This is a genomic window from Enterobacter sp. MF024 (genome assembly GCF_005843915.1).
Taxonomy (GTDB): Bacteria; Pseudomonadota; Gammaproteobacteria; order Enterobacterales; family Enterobacteriaceae; genus Enterobacter; species Enterobacter barmai.
In genome coordinates this window covers 148,088-162,908 of record NZ_VCBB01000001.1, presented here as the reverse complement: position 1 = coordinate 162,908, position 14,821 = coordinate 148,088, and the positions used below count along the sequence as shown (strand labels likewise).

15 protein-coding genes are annotated in these 14,821 nt (G+C 55.7%); 6 read left to right on the top strand and 9 right to left on the bottom strand.

The features are described from left to right. Positions 1 to 111: 111 nt before the first annotated feature. The 7 genes from FFB58_RS00905 to hinT form a co-directional block, all read right to left on the bottom strand. Positions 112 to 1,416 (bottom strand): NAD(P)/FAD-dependent oxidoreductase, encoded by a 1,305-nt coding sequence (locus FFB58_RS00905; RefSeq protein ID WP_039028944.1) that lies wholly within the window; start codon positions 1,414 to 1,416, stop codon positions 112 to 114. A gap of 233 nt (positions 1,417 to 1,649) precedes the next feature. Continuing rightward, entirely contained in the window at positions 1,650 to 2,192 is a 543-nt protein-coding gene (gene ycfP / locus FFB58_RS00900; RefSeq protein WP_032617568.1) for an alpha/beta hydrolase YcfP, read from the bottom strand. Positions 2,193 to 2,226: 34 nt separating this feature from the next. Further along, a complete protein-coding gene (nagZ, locus tag FFB58_RS00895; RefSeq protein WP_138368683.1) occupies positions 2,227 to 3,252 on the bottom strand; it encodes a beta-N-acetylhexosaminidase in 1,026 nt (341 codons plus the stop codon). An 11-nt stretch (positions 3,253 to 3,263) separates the two neighbouring features. Continuing rightward, entirely contained in the window at positions 3,264 to 4,088 is an 825-nt protein-coding gene (gene thiK, locus FFB58_RS00890) for a thiamine kinase (RefSeq protein ID WP_138369230.1), read from the bottom strand. Next, positions 4,069 to 4,719 (bottom strand): penicillin-binding protein activator LpoB, encoded by a 651-nt coding sequence (gene lpoB / locus FFB58_RS00885; RefSeq protein WP_255296447.1) that lies wholly within the window; start codon positions 4,717 to 4,719, stop codon positions 4,069 to 4,071. Before lpoB ends, thiK begins: the two co-directional genes overlap by 20 nt. A gap of 10 nt (positions 4,720 to 4,729) precedes the next feature. Further along, a complete protein-coding gene (locus FFB58_RS00880; RefSeq protein WP_138368682.1) occupies positions 4,730 to 5,104 on the bottom strand; it encodes a YcfL family protein in 375 nt (124 codons plus the stop codon). 1 nt (position 5,105) lies between these two features. After that, positions 5,106 to 5,465: a purine nucleoside phosphoramidase gene (gene hinT / locus FFB58_RS00875; RefSeq protein ID WP_138368681.1), complete on the bottom strand. Its 360-nt coding sequence runs from the start codon at positions 5,463 to 5,465 to the stop codon at positions 5,106 to 5,108. A 349-nt stretch (positions 5,466 to 5,814) separates the two neighbouring features. Here hinT and fhuE point away from each other — a divergent pair, with 349 nt between their 5' ends. Further along, on the top strand, positions 5,815 to 8,004 hold the full coding sequence (gene fhuE / locus FFB58_RS00870; RefSeq protein ID WP_039028938.1) for a ferric-rhodotorulic acid/ferric-coprogen receptor FhuE: 2,190 nt from the start codon (positions 5,815 to 5,817) through the stop codon (positions 8,002 to 8,004). A 122-nt stretch (positions 8,005 to 8,126) separates the two neighbouring features. Here fhuE and FFB58_RS00865 read toward each other — a convergent pair whose 3' ends face one another. Continuing rightward, positions 8,127 to 8,363 carry an ogr/Delta-like zinc finger family protein gene (locus FFB58_RS00865; RefSeq protein WP_286172530.1) on the bottom strand — a complete coding sequence of 79 codons (237 nt, stop codon included), beginning with the start codon at positions 8,361 to 8,363 and terminating at the stop codon, positions 8,127 to 8,129. A gap of 63 nt (positions 8,364 to 8,426) precedes the next feature. Further along, the gene (locus tag FFB58_RS00860) at positions 8,427 to 9,536 is read right to left on the bottom strand and encodes a phage late control D family protein (RefSeq protein WP_138368679.1); all 1,110 of its coding nucleotides are present in this window, start codon (positions 9,534 to 9,536) and stop codon (positions 8,427 to 8,429) included. A 156-nt stretch (positions 9,537 to 9,692) separates the two neighbouring features. Between FFB58_RS00860 and FFB58_RS00855 the strand changes: the two genes are divergently transcribed. The 5 genes from FFB58_RS00855 to FFB58_RS00835 are packed head-to-tail and all read left to right on the top strand — an operon-like array spanning position 9,693 to position 14,817. Continuing rightward, positions 9,693 to 10,886 carry a phage tail sheath subtilisin-like domain-containing protein gene (locus FFB58_RS00855; protein ID WP_138368678.1) on the top strand — a complete coding sequence of 398 codons (1,194 nt, stop codon included), beginning with the start codon at positions 9,693 to 9,695 and terminating at the stop codon, positions 10,884 to 10,886. A gap of 12 nt (positions 10,887 to 10,898) precedes the next feature. Next, positions 10,899 to 11,414 (top strand): phage major tail tube protein, encoded by a 516-nt coding sequence (locus FFB58_RS00850; RefSeq protein WP_138368677.1) that lies wholly within the window; start codon positions 10,899 to 10,901, stop codon positions 11,412 to 11,414. Between the two features lie 14 nt (positions 11,415 to 11,428). Continuing rightward, a complete protein-coding gene (locus tag FFB58_RS00845) occupies positions 11,429 to 11,764 on the top strand; it encodes a hypothetical protein (RefSeq protein ID WP_000047593.1) in 336 nt (111 codons plus the stop codon). A gap of 8 nt (positions 11,765 to 11,772) precedes the next feature. Then, positions 11,773 to 11,889: a GpE family phage tail protein gene (locus FFB58_RS23115; protein ID WP_000763324.1), complete on the top strand. Its 117-nt coding sequence runs from the start codon at positions 11,773 to 11,775 to the stop codon at positions 11,887 to 11,889. Then, positions 11,890 to 14,817: a phage tail tape measure protein gene (locus FFB58_RS00835; RefSeq protein ID WP_138368676.1), complete on the top strand. Its 2,928-nt coding sequence runs from the start codon at positions 11,890 to 11,892 to the stop codon at positions 14,815 to 14,817. Positions 14,818 to 14,821: the final 4 nt, after the last annotated feature.

Here is a 14,821-nt window from a genome sequence, read left to right as displayed (position 1 = left end):
GGCGACAAGCGCAAAACTGGCTGGTTTAGGAGGACTCTTAGACCCTGAGAGGGCGTTTTGCAGAACGATATGCTAAAAAAGCCCCACCGCGGATGCGGAGGGGCTTAGAACTCAGTGCAGTTTCAGTCGCGGACGGATCACGCGGTTGATGCTGCCAACCACCATCATCAGCCCGGTTTTGAAGTAACCGTGCAGCGCAACCTGGTGCATACGGTACAGGGAGATGTAGACGAAGCGGGCAATGCGCCCCTCGACCATCATTGAACCGCGCATCAGGTTACCCATCAGGCTGCCCACGGTGGAGAAGTTCGAAAGCGAAACCAGGGAACCGTGATCTTTATAGACGTAGCTCTTCAGGGTTTTGCCCTTCGCCTGGGCCAGGATGTTGTGCAGCGCCAGGCTTGCCATCTGGTGAGCAGCCTGAGCGCGCGGTGGTACGAATCCACCCTCCGGGCGGGCGCATGAGGCGCAGTCGCCAATGGCGTAGATGTCCGGATCGCGGGTGGTTTGCAGCGTTGGCTCAACCACCAGCTGGTTGATGCGGTTGGTTTCAAGACCGCCGATCTCTTTCATGAAATCAGGCGCTTTGATCCCTGCCGCCCAGACCATCAGATCGGCTTTGATGTGCTCGCCGTCTTTGGTGTTCAGGCCGTGCTCATCGGCACTGGTCACCATTGTCTGGGTCAGAACACGCACGCCCAGCTTGGTCAGTTCGCTATGTGCAGCGCCGGAGATACGCGGCGGCAGTGCAGGCAGAATACGTTCGCCCGCTTCCACCAGCGTCACGTTCAGCGCGTCGTTGGTTAAGCCTTTATAGCCGTAGCTGTGCAGCTGTTTCACCGCATTGTGCAACTCCGCAGAGAGCTCAACGCCCGTCGCGCCACCGCCGACAATAGCAATATTTACCTTGCCGCTTGCGCCGAGGTTATTGGAATATTTCAGGAACAGGTTCAGCATCTCCTGATGGAAACGACGCGCCTGATGCGGGTTGTCGAGGAAGATGCAGTTCTCTTTTACGCCCGGGGTGTTGAAGTCGTTGGAGGTGCTGCCCAGCGCCATCACCAGCGTGTCATACGCCAGCTTGCGCTCCGGCACCAGCAGCTCGCCCTTCTCGTCACGCAGCTCTGCCAGCGTAATAGTTTTGCTTTCACGGTTGATATCGACCACTGAACCCAGCTGGAACTGGAACCCGTGGTTGCGCGCATGCGCCAGATAGCTCAGCGCGTCCACGCCCTCATCCAGAGAACCGGTGGCGACTTCGTGCAGCAGCGGTTTCCACAGGTGGCTGTGGTTGCGATCGACGAGCGTAACTTTGGCTTTTTTACCGCGGCCGAGCTTCTTACCCAGCTGCGTAGCCAGCTCCAGCCCGCCTGCGCCGCCGCCCACAATCACTATCTTTTTCAATGGTGTAGTCAACGTGACCCCCTAAATTATTAACCAATTGTTAACTAAAAGTTATTAAAATAACCTTTAATTAACAACAGGTTACAGCACTGAAACCATTCAAGCGTCATGAGAATAACATGTTCGGTGCATTGGTCATACCAAAATTGATGTGCATCAAGTTTTGCCGCTTAAAATTCACCCAAGCTTAGCAAAAAGAAAGCCCGGCTCACGAAAGTGGCCGGGCTTAGTTGGAAAAATGAGCCTTATCCTAAAGTCTTGAACGCTTTGATACGCTGCAGATGGGGGGCAATATTCTTGAACTTGTGCGTCTGCTCTTCGTCCCAGACAATTTCGTAGTAGTGGTGCAACAGCTCCGCTGCACGGGGGCTGTTCAGCGCCTCATCGTTGCGGGAGAGGATCACCAGACAGCGATCGCGGTTTTTCTCACGAAAATTGCTCACGCACTTGGTAGCGATATCAACATACTCTTCCGGCCTGTCGATTTTGCCTTCCATGTTCTCGTTCGGGAACAGGTTAGGATTGAACACCACCTGGCGAATATCACACAGGAACCCAATGCGCTCAGCCCAGTACCCTCCCAGGCCGACGCCACAAATCAACGGACGGTCGTCAACGTTCAGCTGCAGCATTTTGTCCACTTCTTTCAGCAGATGCTGCATATCATGCTTCGGATGGCGCGTGCTGTAGCTAATCAGACGCACATCCGGATCGATAAACTGCAGCTGCAGTACTTTCTCGTGATTACCGGGACTGTTCGAATCAAAACCGTGCAAATAGATGATCATCGTATCCTCGCCACACTACGCTTGTCAGGAGGGATTACTGCCCCGCTTTATGCGCTTCCCAGCGCTCATGAAGCGCCTGTAACTGCGCGTTCACGGTTTTCCAGCGTGCGGAATCCCGCAGCTCCTGACGGCTAAAAGAACCTTTATGATACAATTGTGTAACACGTTCAGCCTTGATCGGCGACAGGTTATCCAACACGCTCACTGCGCCTTTACGATTATTGCAGACCAGGATCATATCGCAACCCGCATCCAGCGATGCCTGACCCCGTTCAGCGTAGCTGCCCATGATCGCCGCCCCTTCCATCGACAGGTCGTCGGAAAAAATCACCCCGTTGAAGCCCAGCTCCTGACGCAAGACCGTTTTCAGCCAGTGCGGCGAGCCGCTGGCCGGACGGGGATCGACATCGGTGTAGATCACATGCGCGGGCATGATGGCGTCGAGCTTGTTGTCGCTGATAAGCGATTTGAAAATCGACATATCCCGGGCGCGGATCTCCGCCTGTGGCCGTGGGTCGCGCGGGGTCTCTTTATGGGAGTCCGCCGTGACGGCGCCATGACCCGGGAAGTGTTTACCCGTGGTTTTCATCCCCGCTTCGTGCATCCCGTCGATAAAGCGGGTCGCCACCTGCAGCGCCTTCTGCGGTTCATCATGGTAAGAACGCTCGCCGATAGCGGCGCTGATATGGCCCACGTCCAGCACCGGGGCGAAGCTGATATCAATATCCATGGCGATCATTTCGCTGGCCATCAGCCAGCCCGCCTCCTGCGCCAGCTTGCCGCCCTCTTCCAGCCCGAGCAGTGCCGCAAAGGACTGGGCAGCCGGCAGACGGGTAAAGCCGTCGCGGAAACGCTGCACGCGTCCCCCCTCCTGATCCACCGCCACTACCAGCCGGTGATGGGAAGCGTCGCGGATCTGGCGGACCAGCTCGCGCAGCTGCGCCGGATCGTGATAATTACGGGTAAACAGGATCAGGCCACCCACCAGCGGGTGCGCCAGGATCTCGCGCTCCTCCGCATCCAGCTCATAACCTTCCACATCCAACATGACCGGACCCACACGAACCTCTCTTATTCTCTCGTTGCTAACTGGCGCCAGACTTCATCGGCCAGGGTTATAAATTGTTTGTTTTGTGATTGCTGCCAGCGCAGCTCAAACCAGCCCGCCATCAGCATCAGCACCCAGGGGCGCCAGCGCTTCACCTGTCGTTGCAGCTGCGTCAGGTCAAGCTGTGCGGCCTCTGCATAGGCGGCGAGCAATGCCTGACGCCCGGCGTCACCATCGGTCCAGACGCTGGCAAGCTCCAGCACCACGTCACCATCACCGGCGTACTCCCAGTCCAGCAGCCGACTGCCGAGGTCGGTATGCACGATATTACCCGCATGAACGTCCATATGCAGCGGCGCCAGGCGCAGCGGGCGCGGCTCTCCTCGTTTTAGCAGGCGCTTGTGCCATCTCAGCCATAGCGGCGTGCGTCGGGAGGGCGAGGCCTGTAGCCAGTACTGTTCCAGCAGCGGCGTCAGGGTGATGCGCCAGCCGAACGTCGGCTGTTGATGGAGATGATACAGCATTGCGGCCAGCGCAGGTGCGGCGGGCAACGTGGTTTTGATATCGCCCGCCAGATAATCCACCGCCATCCAGCCAGGACTGTAAAAACGCGGTTGAGGAGCAATGTCGGCGGGAAGATGGCGCAGGGCATGGTACTGACGGCGAAAATGGGCAGGCGTTGCCAGCCCGGCATGGCACTGGCGCAGCACCAGACGGTGTCCAGCATGCTCAATAATGCAGCTCGCGCCGCTCAACCCGGCGTGGGCTGGCGGCGCGATGATGCGAAACTGCGGGAAAAAGCGCGACAGCAGCGTGTCGCGCGTCAGGTTACTGTTGCTGAACTGCACCTTTACCCGACCAGATAATTTCACCTGTCTGAACCAGCATCAACTGCATTTGCAGCGCCGGGGAGTTAACATTACCGGTCGCGCTGGAATAGAGCACGTACTGGGCGCCCACGTTACGGGCAATACCGATAGCTTTGCTGCGCGAGCCCAGGCTGTCCTGCGCAGAGAGGCCCAACTGCTGTTTGGCCACCGCAAGCTGCTGCGCGGATACCAGCGTGAACTTCCCGTTATTCGCCAGCGCATTACGCAGCGTTTCGGTGGCTTCACCCGCATTCAGGCTGCCGTTAGTGCGGTTGTTGACGCTGTCCACCAGCAGCACGCTGCCCGCTGTCACGCCCTGCGCCTGCAGCATCTTGCCGACCATCGGTTGCATTGCCCCGTTCCAGTCGTAGTGACGTTCACGCGGTGTGGGCTGAGCAGGCTGCTCCTGATGCTCGATCGGGCCTGGCTGCTCCGGTACTGACGGCACGGTCGGTACGGTTGGGACTGGCTGGGTTGGCTCAACCGGCTGCTCAACGCCCGGTTTAACCTCTTCCACCGGTGCCGGTGGTTGCTCAGTGCGGCTAATACAGCCCGACAGGAACAGTGCAAAAGCCGTGACAAGCGCGTAACGACTGAAGTTATTAATCAAAATTCACCCCTCAGAGATATAAATAAAGTCTGACCTTATGCGCACCCAGGTAGTTTGCGCTGCCGTAAAGCTTAACCGACGATTTTGCCGGTATGATTACGCTGCGCGGCGCTTCCAGTGGATGCATCTCCAGGCCACGGTTGTCATACCAGAAAAAGCGGTAGTGAACGGTAACCGGCTCATCTCTTTCATTAAACAGCACAGAGGAGGCGGACGGTTGAATTTCGCTAGTGGTAAGCGAAGGCTGATCCGCGGTGATCCCTGCAGCCAGCACCGATGACTCCATTACCAGCGTCTGATCGTCATTGACGGGTATCGAGGGTTGCGAGCTGCATCCCGCTAACACCGTCGCCATGACCAGAGCCGCCATCCATCCTCTTTGCATCTTAGAGACCTTTATGCGCCAGCATCGGGCCCAGCGGACGTCCGCCCAGCAGATGCATATGAATGTGATAAACTTCCTGCCCACCGTGGCGGTTGCAGTTCATGATCAAACGGTAACCCTCCTCGGCAATCCCTTCCTGCTCAGCGATTTTCGCTGCTACTGTCAGCATACGGCCTAATGCCAGTTCATGCTCAGTTTTCACGTCATTTACCGTAGGAATCAGAATATTGGGGATAATAAGAATGTGGGTAGGCGCCTGCGGGGAAATGTCGCGAAAAGCAGTAACCAGTTCATCCTGATAGATGATATCTGCCGGGATCTCGCGGCGGATAATTTTACTGAAAATGGTTTCTTCAGCCATGAGGTTTTCCTTATTCATTTAATCTGGCGACGTGACCGGAGACAACCCGCCCGGTGCAGGCGCATTATTTTGTGACACGACTCAAGAGTATGAGCGACTTTCTCCAGTCCTTTCAACCTTATCCCACGATTTCTTTGCTGGTTCGCCCCGATCTGCTCGCTGAATGACCATCTCTTCCCTGCTCCGTCTGAAACATTATTTCACTTACCACCGCAACATCTGTTTACAGTGATAAATCGAATGCGTATATTTCGCATTTGCATTTTCATGCGCAATTAATACCTAGAAAACTATTTCAGCTCGCTTAAGAGACTGATGCACACCATTCACCGTTCATAAGGGTTTGATGATGTCTTTCACCATTCAATCCAGGGAAGGGCAATCTCAGTCTGTCGCAACACCTTCGTTGCTGGCAGCCTGCATTGCTATGGCATTGATGCCTACCGCCAGTTTCGCTGCTCCTTCTGAGGAAACCGTCATTGTCGATGGTACCTCACAGTCCGATGCATCTGGCGATGACAGCCAGGACTACAGCGTAAAAACCACAACCGTCGGCACCAAAATGCAGATGGTCCAGCGTGACATTCCGCAGTCGGTCACTATCGTCAGCGAGCAGCGCATGGAAGACCAGCAGTTGCAGACGCTGGGCGACGTGATGGACAACACGATGGGGATCAGCAAAAGCACCACCGATTCCGATCGCAGCAACTTCTACTCCCGTGGGTTTGAAATCGACAACTACATGGTCGATGGCATCCCAACCTACTTCGAATCGCGCTGGAATCTGGGTGATTCTCAGTCTGACACTGCCCTGTTTGAGCGGGTTGAAGTGGTGCGCGGCGCCAACGGTCTGATGACCGGAACAGGCAACCCCTCTGCGGCGATCAATATGGTGCGTAAGCATGCCACCAGCCGCGAATTTAAGGCCAATTTGTCTGCGGAATACGGTAGCTGGAACAAACAGCGCTACGTGATGGACATGCAAAGCCCGCTGACGGATGACGGCAATCTGCGCGGCCGCATCGTGGCGGGTTATCAGGACAGCGACTCCTGGCTCGACAACTACAACCAGAAGCGGACCTTCTTCTCCGGAATTCTTGACGCCGACCTGGGCACCAGCACCGCGCTGTCGGCGGGCTACGAATACCAGCGTATCGACATCAACAACCAGACGTGGGGTGGTTTACCGCGCTGGAACACCGATGGCAGCGTCAGACACTACGATCGCGCACACAGCACGTCACCAGACTGGGCCTACAACGACAAAGAGTTCAATAAGGTCTTCTTTACGCTGAAGCAGCGTTTTGCCGACGACTGGCAGGCCACGTTAAATGCGACCCATACCGAAGCGAAATTCGACAGTAAAGCGATGTACCTTGATGCCTATGTCAACAAGAGCACCGGCATGCTGGAAGGTCCTTACGTGAACTACGGTCCGGATTACGGCTACATTGGCGGTACCGGCTGGAACAGCGGCAAGCGTAAAGTGGATGCAGTGGATCTCTTTGCTGACGGTGGTTACGAGCTGTTAGGTCGTCAGCACACCGTGATGATCGGCGGCAGCTTCAGCCGTCAGACTAACCGTTACACCAACTCCTGGGCCAACGTCTTCCCGGATGAGTTCGGCAGTTTCTACGACTATGACGGTAACTTCCCGGAAACTAACTGGGGATCGCAGTCCCTCGCCCAGGACGATACCACCAACATGAAGTCGCTGTATGCGGCAACCCGTATCTCGCTGGCCGATCCGCTGCACCTGATCCTCGGCGCGCGCTATACCAACTGGAGCATTGACACCCTGACCTACGGCATGGAGAAGAACCACACCACGCCTTACGCGGGTCTGGTCTACGACATCAACGACAACTGGTCTGCCTACGCCAGCTATACCTCTATCTTCCAGCCGCAGAACTACCGCGACAGCTCGGGCAAATATCTCGACCCGATCACCGGTAATAACTACGAAGCGGGTCTGAAATCCGACTGGATGAACAGCCGTCTGACGACCACCCTCTCCGTCTTCCGCATTGAGCAGGATAATCTGGGACAAAGCACCGGCCGGACCATTCAGGGCTCGACGGATACGGCTTACGAGAGCGTAGACGGTACCGTGAGTAAAGGCGTTGAGTTTGAAATCAACGGCGCGCTGACGGATAACTGGCAGATGACCTTCGGTGCGACGCGTTACGTTGCAGAAGATAACCAGGGCAAGGCGGTTAACCCGCAGCTGCCGCGTACCACGGTGAAACTGTTTACCAGCTATCGTCTGCCGGTCATGCCTGAGCTGACCGTAGGTGGCGGCGTTAACTGGCAAAACAGCGTGTATACCTATCAGGACACGCCGTACGGCACATGGCGAGCGTCACAGGGCAGCTACGCGCTGGTTGACCTCTTCACCCGTTATCAGGTCACGAAGAACTTCTCTCTGCAGGGTAATGTGAATAACCTGTTTGATAAGACTTACGACACGAATATTGAAGGCGCGATTGTCTATGGCGAACCGCGTAACGTCAGCGTGACCGCAAGCTATCAGTTCTGATACAGCATCCGTTACCGAAGGGAGCCAGAAGGCTCCCTTTTTATTTATGTAACTATATGATTTTTAATGTGTATCTCTTTTATTGATCCACATATTGACCATAAGTGGCGATTGCTGGTTCTTCATAGCACAAGCGATAGCTGATCCTCTCCATGATGACTTCGCGGAAAAACATTCTGAGGAACCAGGGCGCCGGGGGCTGGCTGAGTCTGGTTTAGTGAACCGTCTATTTCCGTCATGCTGGTGAAACAGTATCCGCACAACATATTTTGACATTGATGATAGCTGCGCCGCACAAGCAAACTCAGCTCTACGCTGGTTCTGGTTTTTGCTACTGCACGGCAGCGAGGACAGCGCATTGCCATACGCGGGCCTCCTTTTTGGACTGGTTAATATCACGGCAATTATAACGCCTAAGACGACTAATCGTCACTCTCCGCTGTCCAGTCATCGATTTTTACTTCCAGTTCCAGCGACGTGGTAAACCCTCCGGCGCCAATGTCATGAACGCACCGCGTTATCGTCCAGCTTCCGCTGTCGATCGTGGACTTAAAGCCGTAGACACTGGCGGGCTGCTCAGGGTACAAATCCGCGCGGCCACGCGCCAGGGTGATGCTGAACGTAGCCGCCCCGCGCTGTAACTCACGCCACTTAGCGGCGGCGGCACGCTTTGCCGCCTTTTCCGTTTTGAATGTTTTGCGGATCACGAAAACGTTGCCCTCAGCCCCGGCAAGATAATCCCCCTCCTTGCTACTGGATGCAGATGCTTTCTTGTTTGCCTGGCTGGTTCGGCGCTTGCTGGCAGTTTTCTTCACAGAAGTGGAGGGTTTTTTGCCAAAATTGAGATCAAGCCAGTACGCAGTTACGCCCGTGTATGCGTCTCTGTCGGCGATATTAAACCGGTGCTTGTCACCGCTTGACCTGACTATCTCGATCGCCGGAAGCGGCTTGCCGCTTTGCGTCACTCCTTTGCCCGGCGTGATAAACAGAAGCATACCGTTTTTAATGGTTGCCACCGCGCCCAGCATTTCGGCCATGCGCGTTAAGAAGCTGATATCTGATTCACTCGTCTGATCTGCATGGTCTATCTCAACCTTCGCCAGTTCTTCGCTGACACCCGCACGCAGATCGTAGCGGCTGGCAATACTGGCGACCACATCCCCTACGGTTATATCGTGCCAACTGTATTCCCTTTTCACGTTGAAGGTATCGCGAAAATCCGCGCTTCTGGCGCTGATCGTTAACTGATCTGGTGGGCCAGCGTGTCCGATCTCGTCAACCGTATACAGGCCCTTAAAAACCAGCGGATCATTATCCCAGCCCAGCGCCACCGATATCTTTGCGCCGCGTGATGGTAATGCTACCTGACCGTCTGCATCATCCAGCGTCAGATCCAGCGTATCCGCTTCAAAGCCCCGGTTGTCTGTCAAACAAAGAGAGATCAACCGGTTATCCAGCGCTGTAAGCTGCTTACCTTCAATCTCAATACTGAACGCCGGGCGCGGCGAATATCGGTTTTCTGTTGTGTCCATAGGCACCCCTTAACATGATGGGGTACATCGTCGCCACGCGCGCGCGTATGAACAACGCCCGGTCATTGTTGCGGGTTGCTGACAATCCTTATTCATCGCATCCGCCAGTTATTGCCGCAATGATATACGCAGTCATTAAACTGGCGAGGCAAATACATGGCCCTTAACTACCATCACGGTGTAACCGTCACGGAAACCACCGACCTTAGCACGATGATCACCGACATTGATTCGGCGGTGATCGGCGTTGTCTGCATTGCTGATGATGCAGACGAAACAGCGTTTCCGCTGGATACACCTGTACTGATCACCCGCGCGGCTAACATGCTCGGCAAGGCAGGTAAAACCGGCACCCTGTTTACCACCCTGAAAGCGATTTCAGACCAGGCCAGTCCGCAAACTATCGTGATCCGCGTTGCCGATGCTGCGAATGTCGAACCGCCAGAAGGCGGCACCGCACAGACGCAGGATCAACTGGTTATTGGCGGCACCGATGCAAACGGGCGCTTTACCGGCATGTACGCGCTGCTGTCTGCCGAAATGCGTGTAGGTGTGCGCCCGCGTGTCCTGGCTGTTCCCGGGCTTGATACGGAAGCGGTGGCCGCGCAGCTCGGCGTCATTGCCGAAAAGCTGCGCGCGTTTGCATACGTGGCAGCAAACGGCTGCAACACGATCGCCGAAGTGAAGGAATACCGCCAACAGTTCGCACAGCGCGAAATGATGGTTATCTGGCCTAACTTCATCTGCTACGACACCAACGCCGGGGCCAATGCCACCGTGCCCGTGGGTGCCCATGCGGTTGGGATGCGCGCCAAAATCGACGCAACGCAGGGCTGGCATAAAACCATTTCTAACGTGCCCGTTAATAACGTGCTGGGGATGGATCGGGATATCTATTTCACCTTGCAGGGCACCGATACCGACGCCGACGAACTGAACGCCGCAGGCGTTACCACGCTGATTAAGCAGGACGGCTACCGCATCTGGGGATCGCGCACCTGCGATGCGGAAACGTATATCTTCGAAAGCTATACCCGAACCGCACAGATCGTTGCGGATACCATCGCCGAAGCCCATTTCGCCTACGTTGATAAACCGCTTACCCCGTCGCTTGTTAAGGACATCGTGGACGGCATCAACAGGAAACTGACCTCATATGTGACGGCTGGCAAACTGCTGGGCGCGCGGTGCTGGTATGACCCGGAACCGAATACCTCGGAAACCCTGCGCAATGGTCAACTGACCATTAAGTACAACTACACCCCTGTTCCGCCGCTGGAAAATCTCAGCCTGGTACAGGAGTTCACCGACGAATATTTCGCTACGTTTTCCAGCGCAGTGAATAACTAACCGGGGGCGCTTATGGCACTGCCTAAGAAACTCAAATATTTCAATATGTTCTTTGACGGGGATAACTACTTCGGCATGGTGCCGGAAATCACCCCCGCCAAACTCACCAAAAAAACCGAAGACTACCAGGCGGGCGGTATGCCGGGTTCGGTTGCGGTGGATCTTGGCTTCGACGCTGGTGCCCTGGATATGGATATCACGCTGGGCGGTCTGGATGCCGGATTGCTGAAAAAATGGGGCATTACCACCGCTGACGGAATGCAAACACGTTTTGCTGGCTCTTATCAGGATGACGCGACCGGCGACGCTGTACCGTGCGAAATCCAGACGCGTGGGCGCTTCACTGAACTGGATCCCGGTTCGGCAAAAGTCGGGGATGACACTTCGCATAAGTACACTCTGAAAAACACGTATTACAAGCTGACCATCAACGGTGAAGAGATTATCGAAGTTGATGTGCTCAACATGATTTACAAAGTTGCCGGTGTGGACGTGCTGGAAAAACACCGCGCTAACATCGGCCTATAAGGAAACCCGGCACCATGAGCAAGACCAAAGAAAACACCGTTATTCTTACCGCCCCTATTACGCGCGGTAAGACCAAAATCACCGAAGTGGCGATCACTTCCGTGCTTAAACAGGCTGGATCACTGCGCGGCTTAAAAGCCTATGACGTTCTGACGTCAAACTATGACGCGCTGGTTATTCTGCTGCCCCGCGTCACGGCTCCGGCACTAACCGCCGATGAAATTGCCCGCATGGATACCTGGGATTTCTGCCAGTTAGCCAACGCGGTGGTTGATTTTTTGCAACCCTCTTCGGATCTGACCGCGACGGATACGGGCAACGAATCATCCGATGCCCCTGCGAACGCATAGAAGACCTGATGGCAGATATCGCCGTCATATTCCACTGGCGGCCGGTAGAGATGGACGCCATGACGGTACAGGAAATACTGTTATGGCGTGATCAGGCGGCTGCGCGCAGTGGTGGAGATCACTAAATGGCAGACCGCAATTTAAATATCAGGGTGGCATTCAGCGCCCTGAATAACATGTCCCGTCCTGTCAACGCGGCGCGCCAGAGTGCCGCCGCGTTGGCGTCTCAAATCAACCAGACCAAAACCAGCATTAAAGGGCTTGAGCGTCAGGCAACCAGCTTTGACCGCCTCACCGCAGCCAATAAAAAAACCACCGAACAACTGGCCCAGGCGAAAGAACAGGCCCGGCAAATGGCGGCGGCTTATGGCCCGTTACGCCAGCGCAGCGCCGAACAGGTTGCCGCCCTCAATCAGCAACGAGCAGCCATTCGCCAGTTAACCCAGCAGCAGAAAGGCGAGCAGACGCAGCTTAACCAGTTGCGTGCCAGTTTCTACAGCGAAGGCATTGCGATCAGTAGCGCCAGCCGTGCGACGGAACAGATCAACCAGCGCACCGCGCAATACAACCGCCAACTTGCTGAACAGCAGCGACGGCTTGACGCTGTTAACCATGCGCAAGCCCGGTATAGTCGCTCTAAAGAAACCGGCGAAAAGATGATGAGCGGGGGGATGAAAACCGCCACCGTGGGCGCGGCAACCCTCGCACCTGTCGCCGCTGCGGTGAAATCCTACAGCAGCCTTGAAGACGCGATGAAGGGCGTAGCCAAACAGGTAAACGGCTTACGCGACGATAGCGGCAACCGCACCCCGCAGTATCAGGAAATGCAGCGAGCGATCATGGAGGCCAGCGAAAAGCTGCCGATGGCTAACGGTGCTGTTGACTATGCCGCGCTGGTCGAGGGCGGCGCGCGTATGGGTGTAGCTAACAGTGATGATCCGTGGCAAAAACAAAAGGCCGATCTGCTGTCTTTTGCCAGCATGGCGGCAAAGGCTTCGGTAGCCTTTGAACTGCCCGCCGATCAGCTTTCTGAAAGCCTGGGGAAAATTGCCGGGCTGTATAAAATCCCTACTCAGAATATTGAACGGCTAGGCGACGCCATCAACTTTCTGGACGATAACGCGAAGTCGAAAGGCTCCGACATTATCGACGTTCTGCAGCGCATTGGCGGGCTTGCCAGCCAACTGGATTACTCACAAGCTGCAGCGCTGGGCTCCACATTCCTGACGCTTGGATCAACTACCGAAGTTGCCGCCAGCGCCACCAATGCAATGGTGCGTGAACTGTCGATCGCCACAGTGCAAAGCGATAAATTCCTGGGTGCGCTGAATGAAATCGGCGTCAATGCTGAAAAAGTCCAGAAAAGCATGTCAGTGGACGCAATGGGCACGATTATTTCAGTCCTTGAAGCATCGAAAAAACTGGCACCAGATAAGCAGGTAGCCAACCTTACCCAGATTTTCGGCAAAGAATTCGGCGACGACGCCCAGAAACTTGCCAACAATCTGCCCGAACTCCGGCGACAGATCGAACTGACGCAGGGCGCAGCCGCTAAAGGTTCCATGAGTCGGGAATCTGATATCAATAAAGCCTCTCTTTCAGCTCAGTGGCAGCTGACCAAAACCGGTGCGGTTAACGCATTCAGTTCAGCAGGTGAAACGCTCCGCGAACCGCTGATGGATATCATGCTTACCGCCAGCAAGGTGGTTGGCAGCGTCCGCCGCTGGGTTGAGGCAAACCCCGCACTGGTTGGCTCAATCATGAAAGTCACCGCAGCCATAGGCGCGTTGCTGGTTGTCGTGGGTGGCCTGATGCTGTCCATCGGCGCAGTGCTCGGCCCGATGGCACTTGTTCGCCTCAGCTTCACCACGCTGGCCGGTGAAGGAGGCATAGCCCGGCTCAGTGGCGGCGTAATGCGTCTGGGTGGCGCGCTCCAGTGGCTTGCTGGCTCCCCCATGCAGGCACTATCAAGCGCCGGGCGCATGGTATTCGGCCCGCTGATCACGCTGCTGGCTGGCATTTCCGCCCCGGTCTGGGGGCTGATAGCGCTCTTTGCGACGGCGGCAGTGGCCGTCATTAAATTCTGGCAACCAATAAAGGCATTTTTCAGCGGATTCTTTACCGGCCTCATGGCTGGCCTTCAACCAATCACGCAGGCGTTTAACGCCGTATTCGCACCACTGGCCCCGATTTTTAACAGCATCGGCAACGCGATTAGCGGCGTCTGGGAATGGTTTACCAAACTACTGGAACCGATCCAGTTTTCCAGTGAAGCGCTGGCATCCTGCACCAGTGCAGGGGAAACATTCGGCAAGGTGGTAGGGGCGGCAATCAGCGCACTGACGCTTCCCATTCAGGCAGTAGCCAAAGGGCTGGGCTGGATTCTGGAAAAGCTGGGCGCCATTCCCGACGCAGCAAAAGCAGCGCAGCAGGTTGCGCAGCAAATGGCGCCGGATGCGGTCAACAATCTGGCAGACCGGGTTAACGCCTTTTCTGGTGACGTGCAGGCAGTCGCGAAGGAAAGCAAAAAGGCCGAAGAGAAAAAGAAAACCGAAGAGCAGAAAAAACAGGCAAACCTGATTAACTCGCTCAAAGGCCCGGCCAACATTGCTCCCAAAATGAGTAGCAGCCTGGACAAGATCGCCGCCAATACTGACAGAAAGAAAGACGGCCCGGGCGAAATCGTCTTCAAGAATAAGCAGCCCTATATCCCGATCCCTGGTGGATATTCGGAACCGCTTAAGCAGACTCAGCGCCAACTACCATCCCTCACAGACTGGGTGACGCAGCAGGCCGGATCGCTCATCGCTTCCGTTACCCCGTGGCAAATTGAAAAACCTGCCGCGCGGGTGCCTGTTTCTGCATCGCCGTCTGCAGCTTCCGTCGCTGCGCTGATGCCTGCGCCTGGTGGTGACGTGTATAACCTCAACTTCGACTTTAGCGGCCAGAAACTGGATGAAGAAACCATTATCAGGCGCGTGCGCGAAGAACTTGCGTTAGCGAAGCAGCAGGCTGACAGGCGTAAGCGTTCTCAACTGACCGATCACATTTAAGGGC

Bases quoted from the DNA above. Each gene is read 5' to 3' on its own strand.
- ycfP (WP_032617568.1), bottom strand. From the start codon at position 2,192: ATGATCATCTATTTGCACGGTTTTGATTCGAACAGTCCCGGTAATCAC.
- FFB58_RS00880 (WP_138368682.1), bottom strand. From the start codon at position 5,104: ATGCAAAGAGGATGGATGGCGGCTCTGGTCATGGCGACGGTGTTAGCG.
- hinT (WP_138368681.1), bottom strand. From the start codon at position 5,465: ATGGCTGAAGAAACCATTTTCAGTAAAATTATCCGCCGCGAGATCCCG.
- fhuE (WP_039028938.1), top strand. From the start codon at position 5,815: ATGTCTTTCACCATTCAATCCAGGGAAGGGCAATCTCAGTCTGTCGCA.
- FFB58_RS00865 (WP_286172530.1), bottom strand. From the start codon at position 8,363: ATGCGCTGTCCTCGCTGCCGTGCAGTAGCAAAAACCAGAACCAGCGTA.
- FFB58_RS00860 (WP_138368679.1), bottom strand. From the start codon at position 9,536: ATGGACACAACAGAAAACCGATATTCGCCGCGCCCGGCGTTCAGTATT.
- FFB58_RS00855 (WP_138368678.1), top strand. From the start codon at position 9,693: ATGGCCCTTAACTACCATCACGGTGTAACCGTCACGGAAACCACCGAC.
- FFB58_RS00850 (WP_138368677.1), top strand. From the start codon at position 10,899: ATGGCACTGCCTAAGAAACTCAAATATTTCAATATGTTCTTTGACGGG.
- FFB58_RS00845 (WP_000047593.1), top strand. From the start codon at position 11,429: ATGAGCAAGACCAAAGAAAACACCGTTATTCTTACCGCCCCTATTACG.
- FFB58_RS23115 (WP_000763324.1), top strand. From the start codon at position 11,773: ATGGCAGATATCGCCGTCATATTCCACTGGCGGCCGGTAGAGATGGAC.
- FFB58_RS00835 (WP_138368676.1), top strand. From the start codon at position 11,890: ATGGCAGACCGCAATTTAAATATCAGGGTGGCATTCAGCGCCCTGAAT.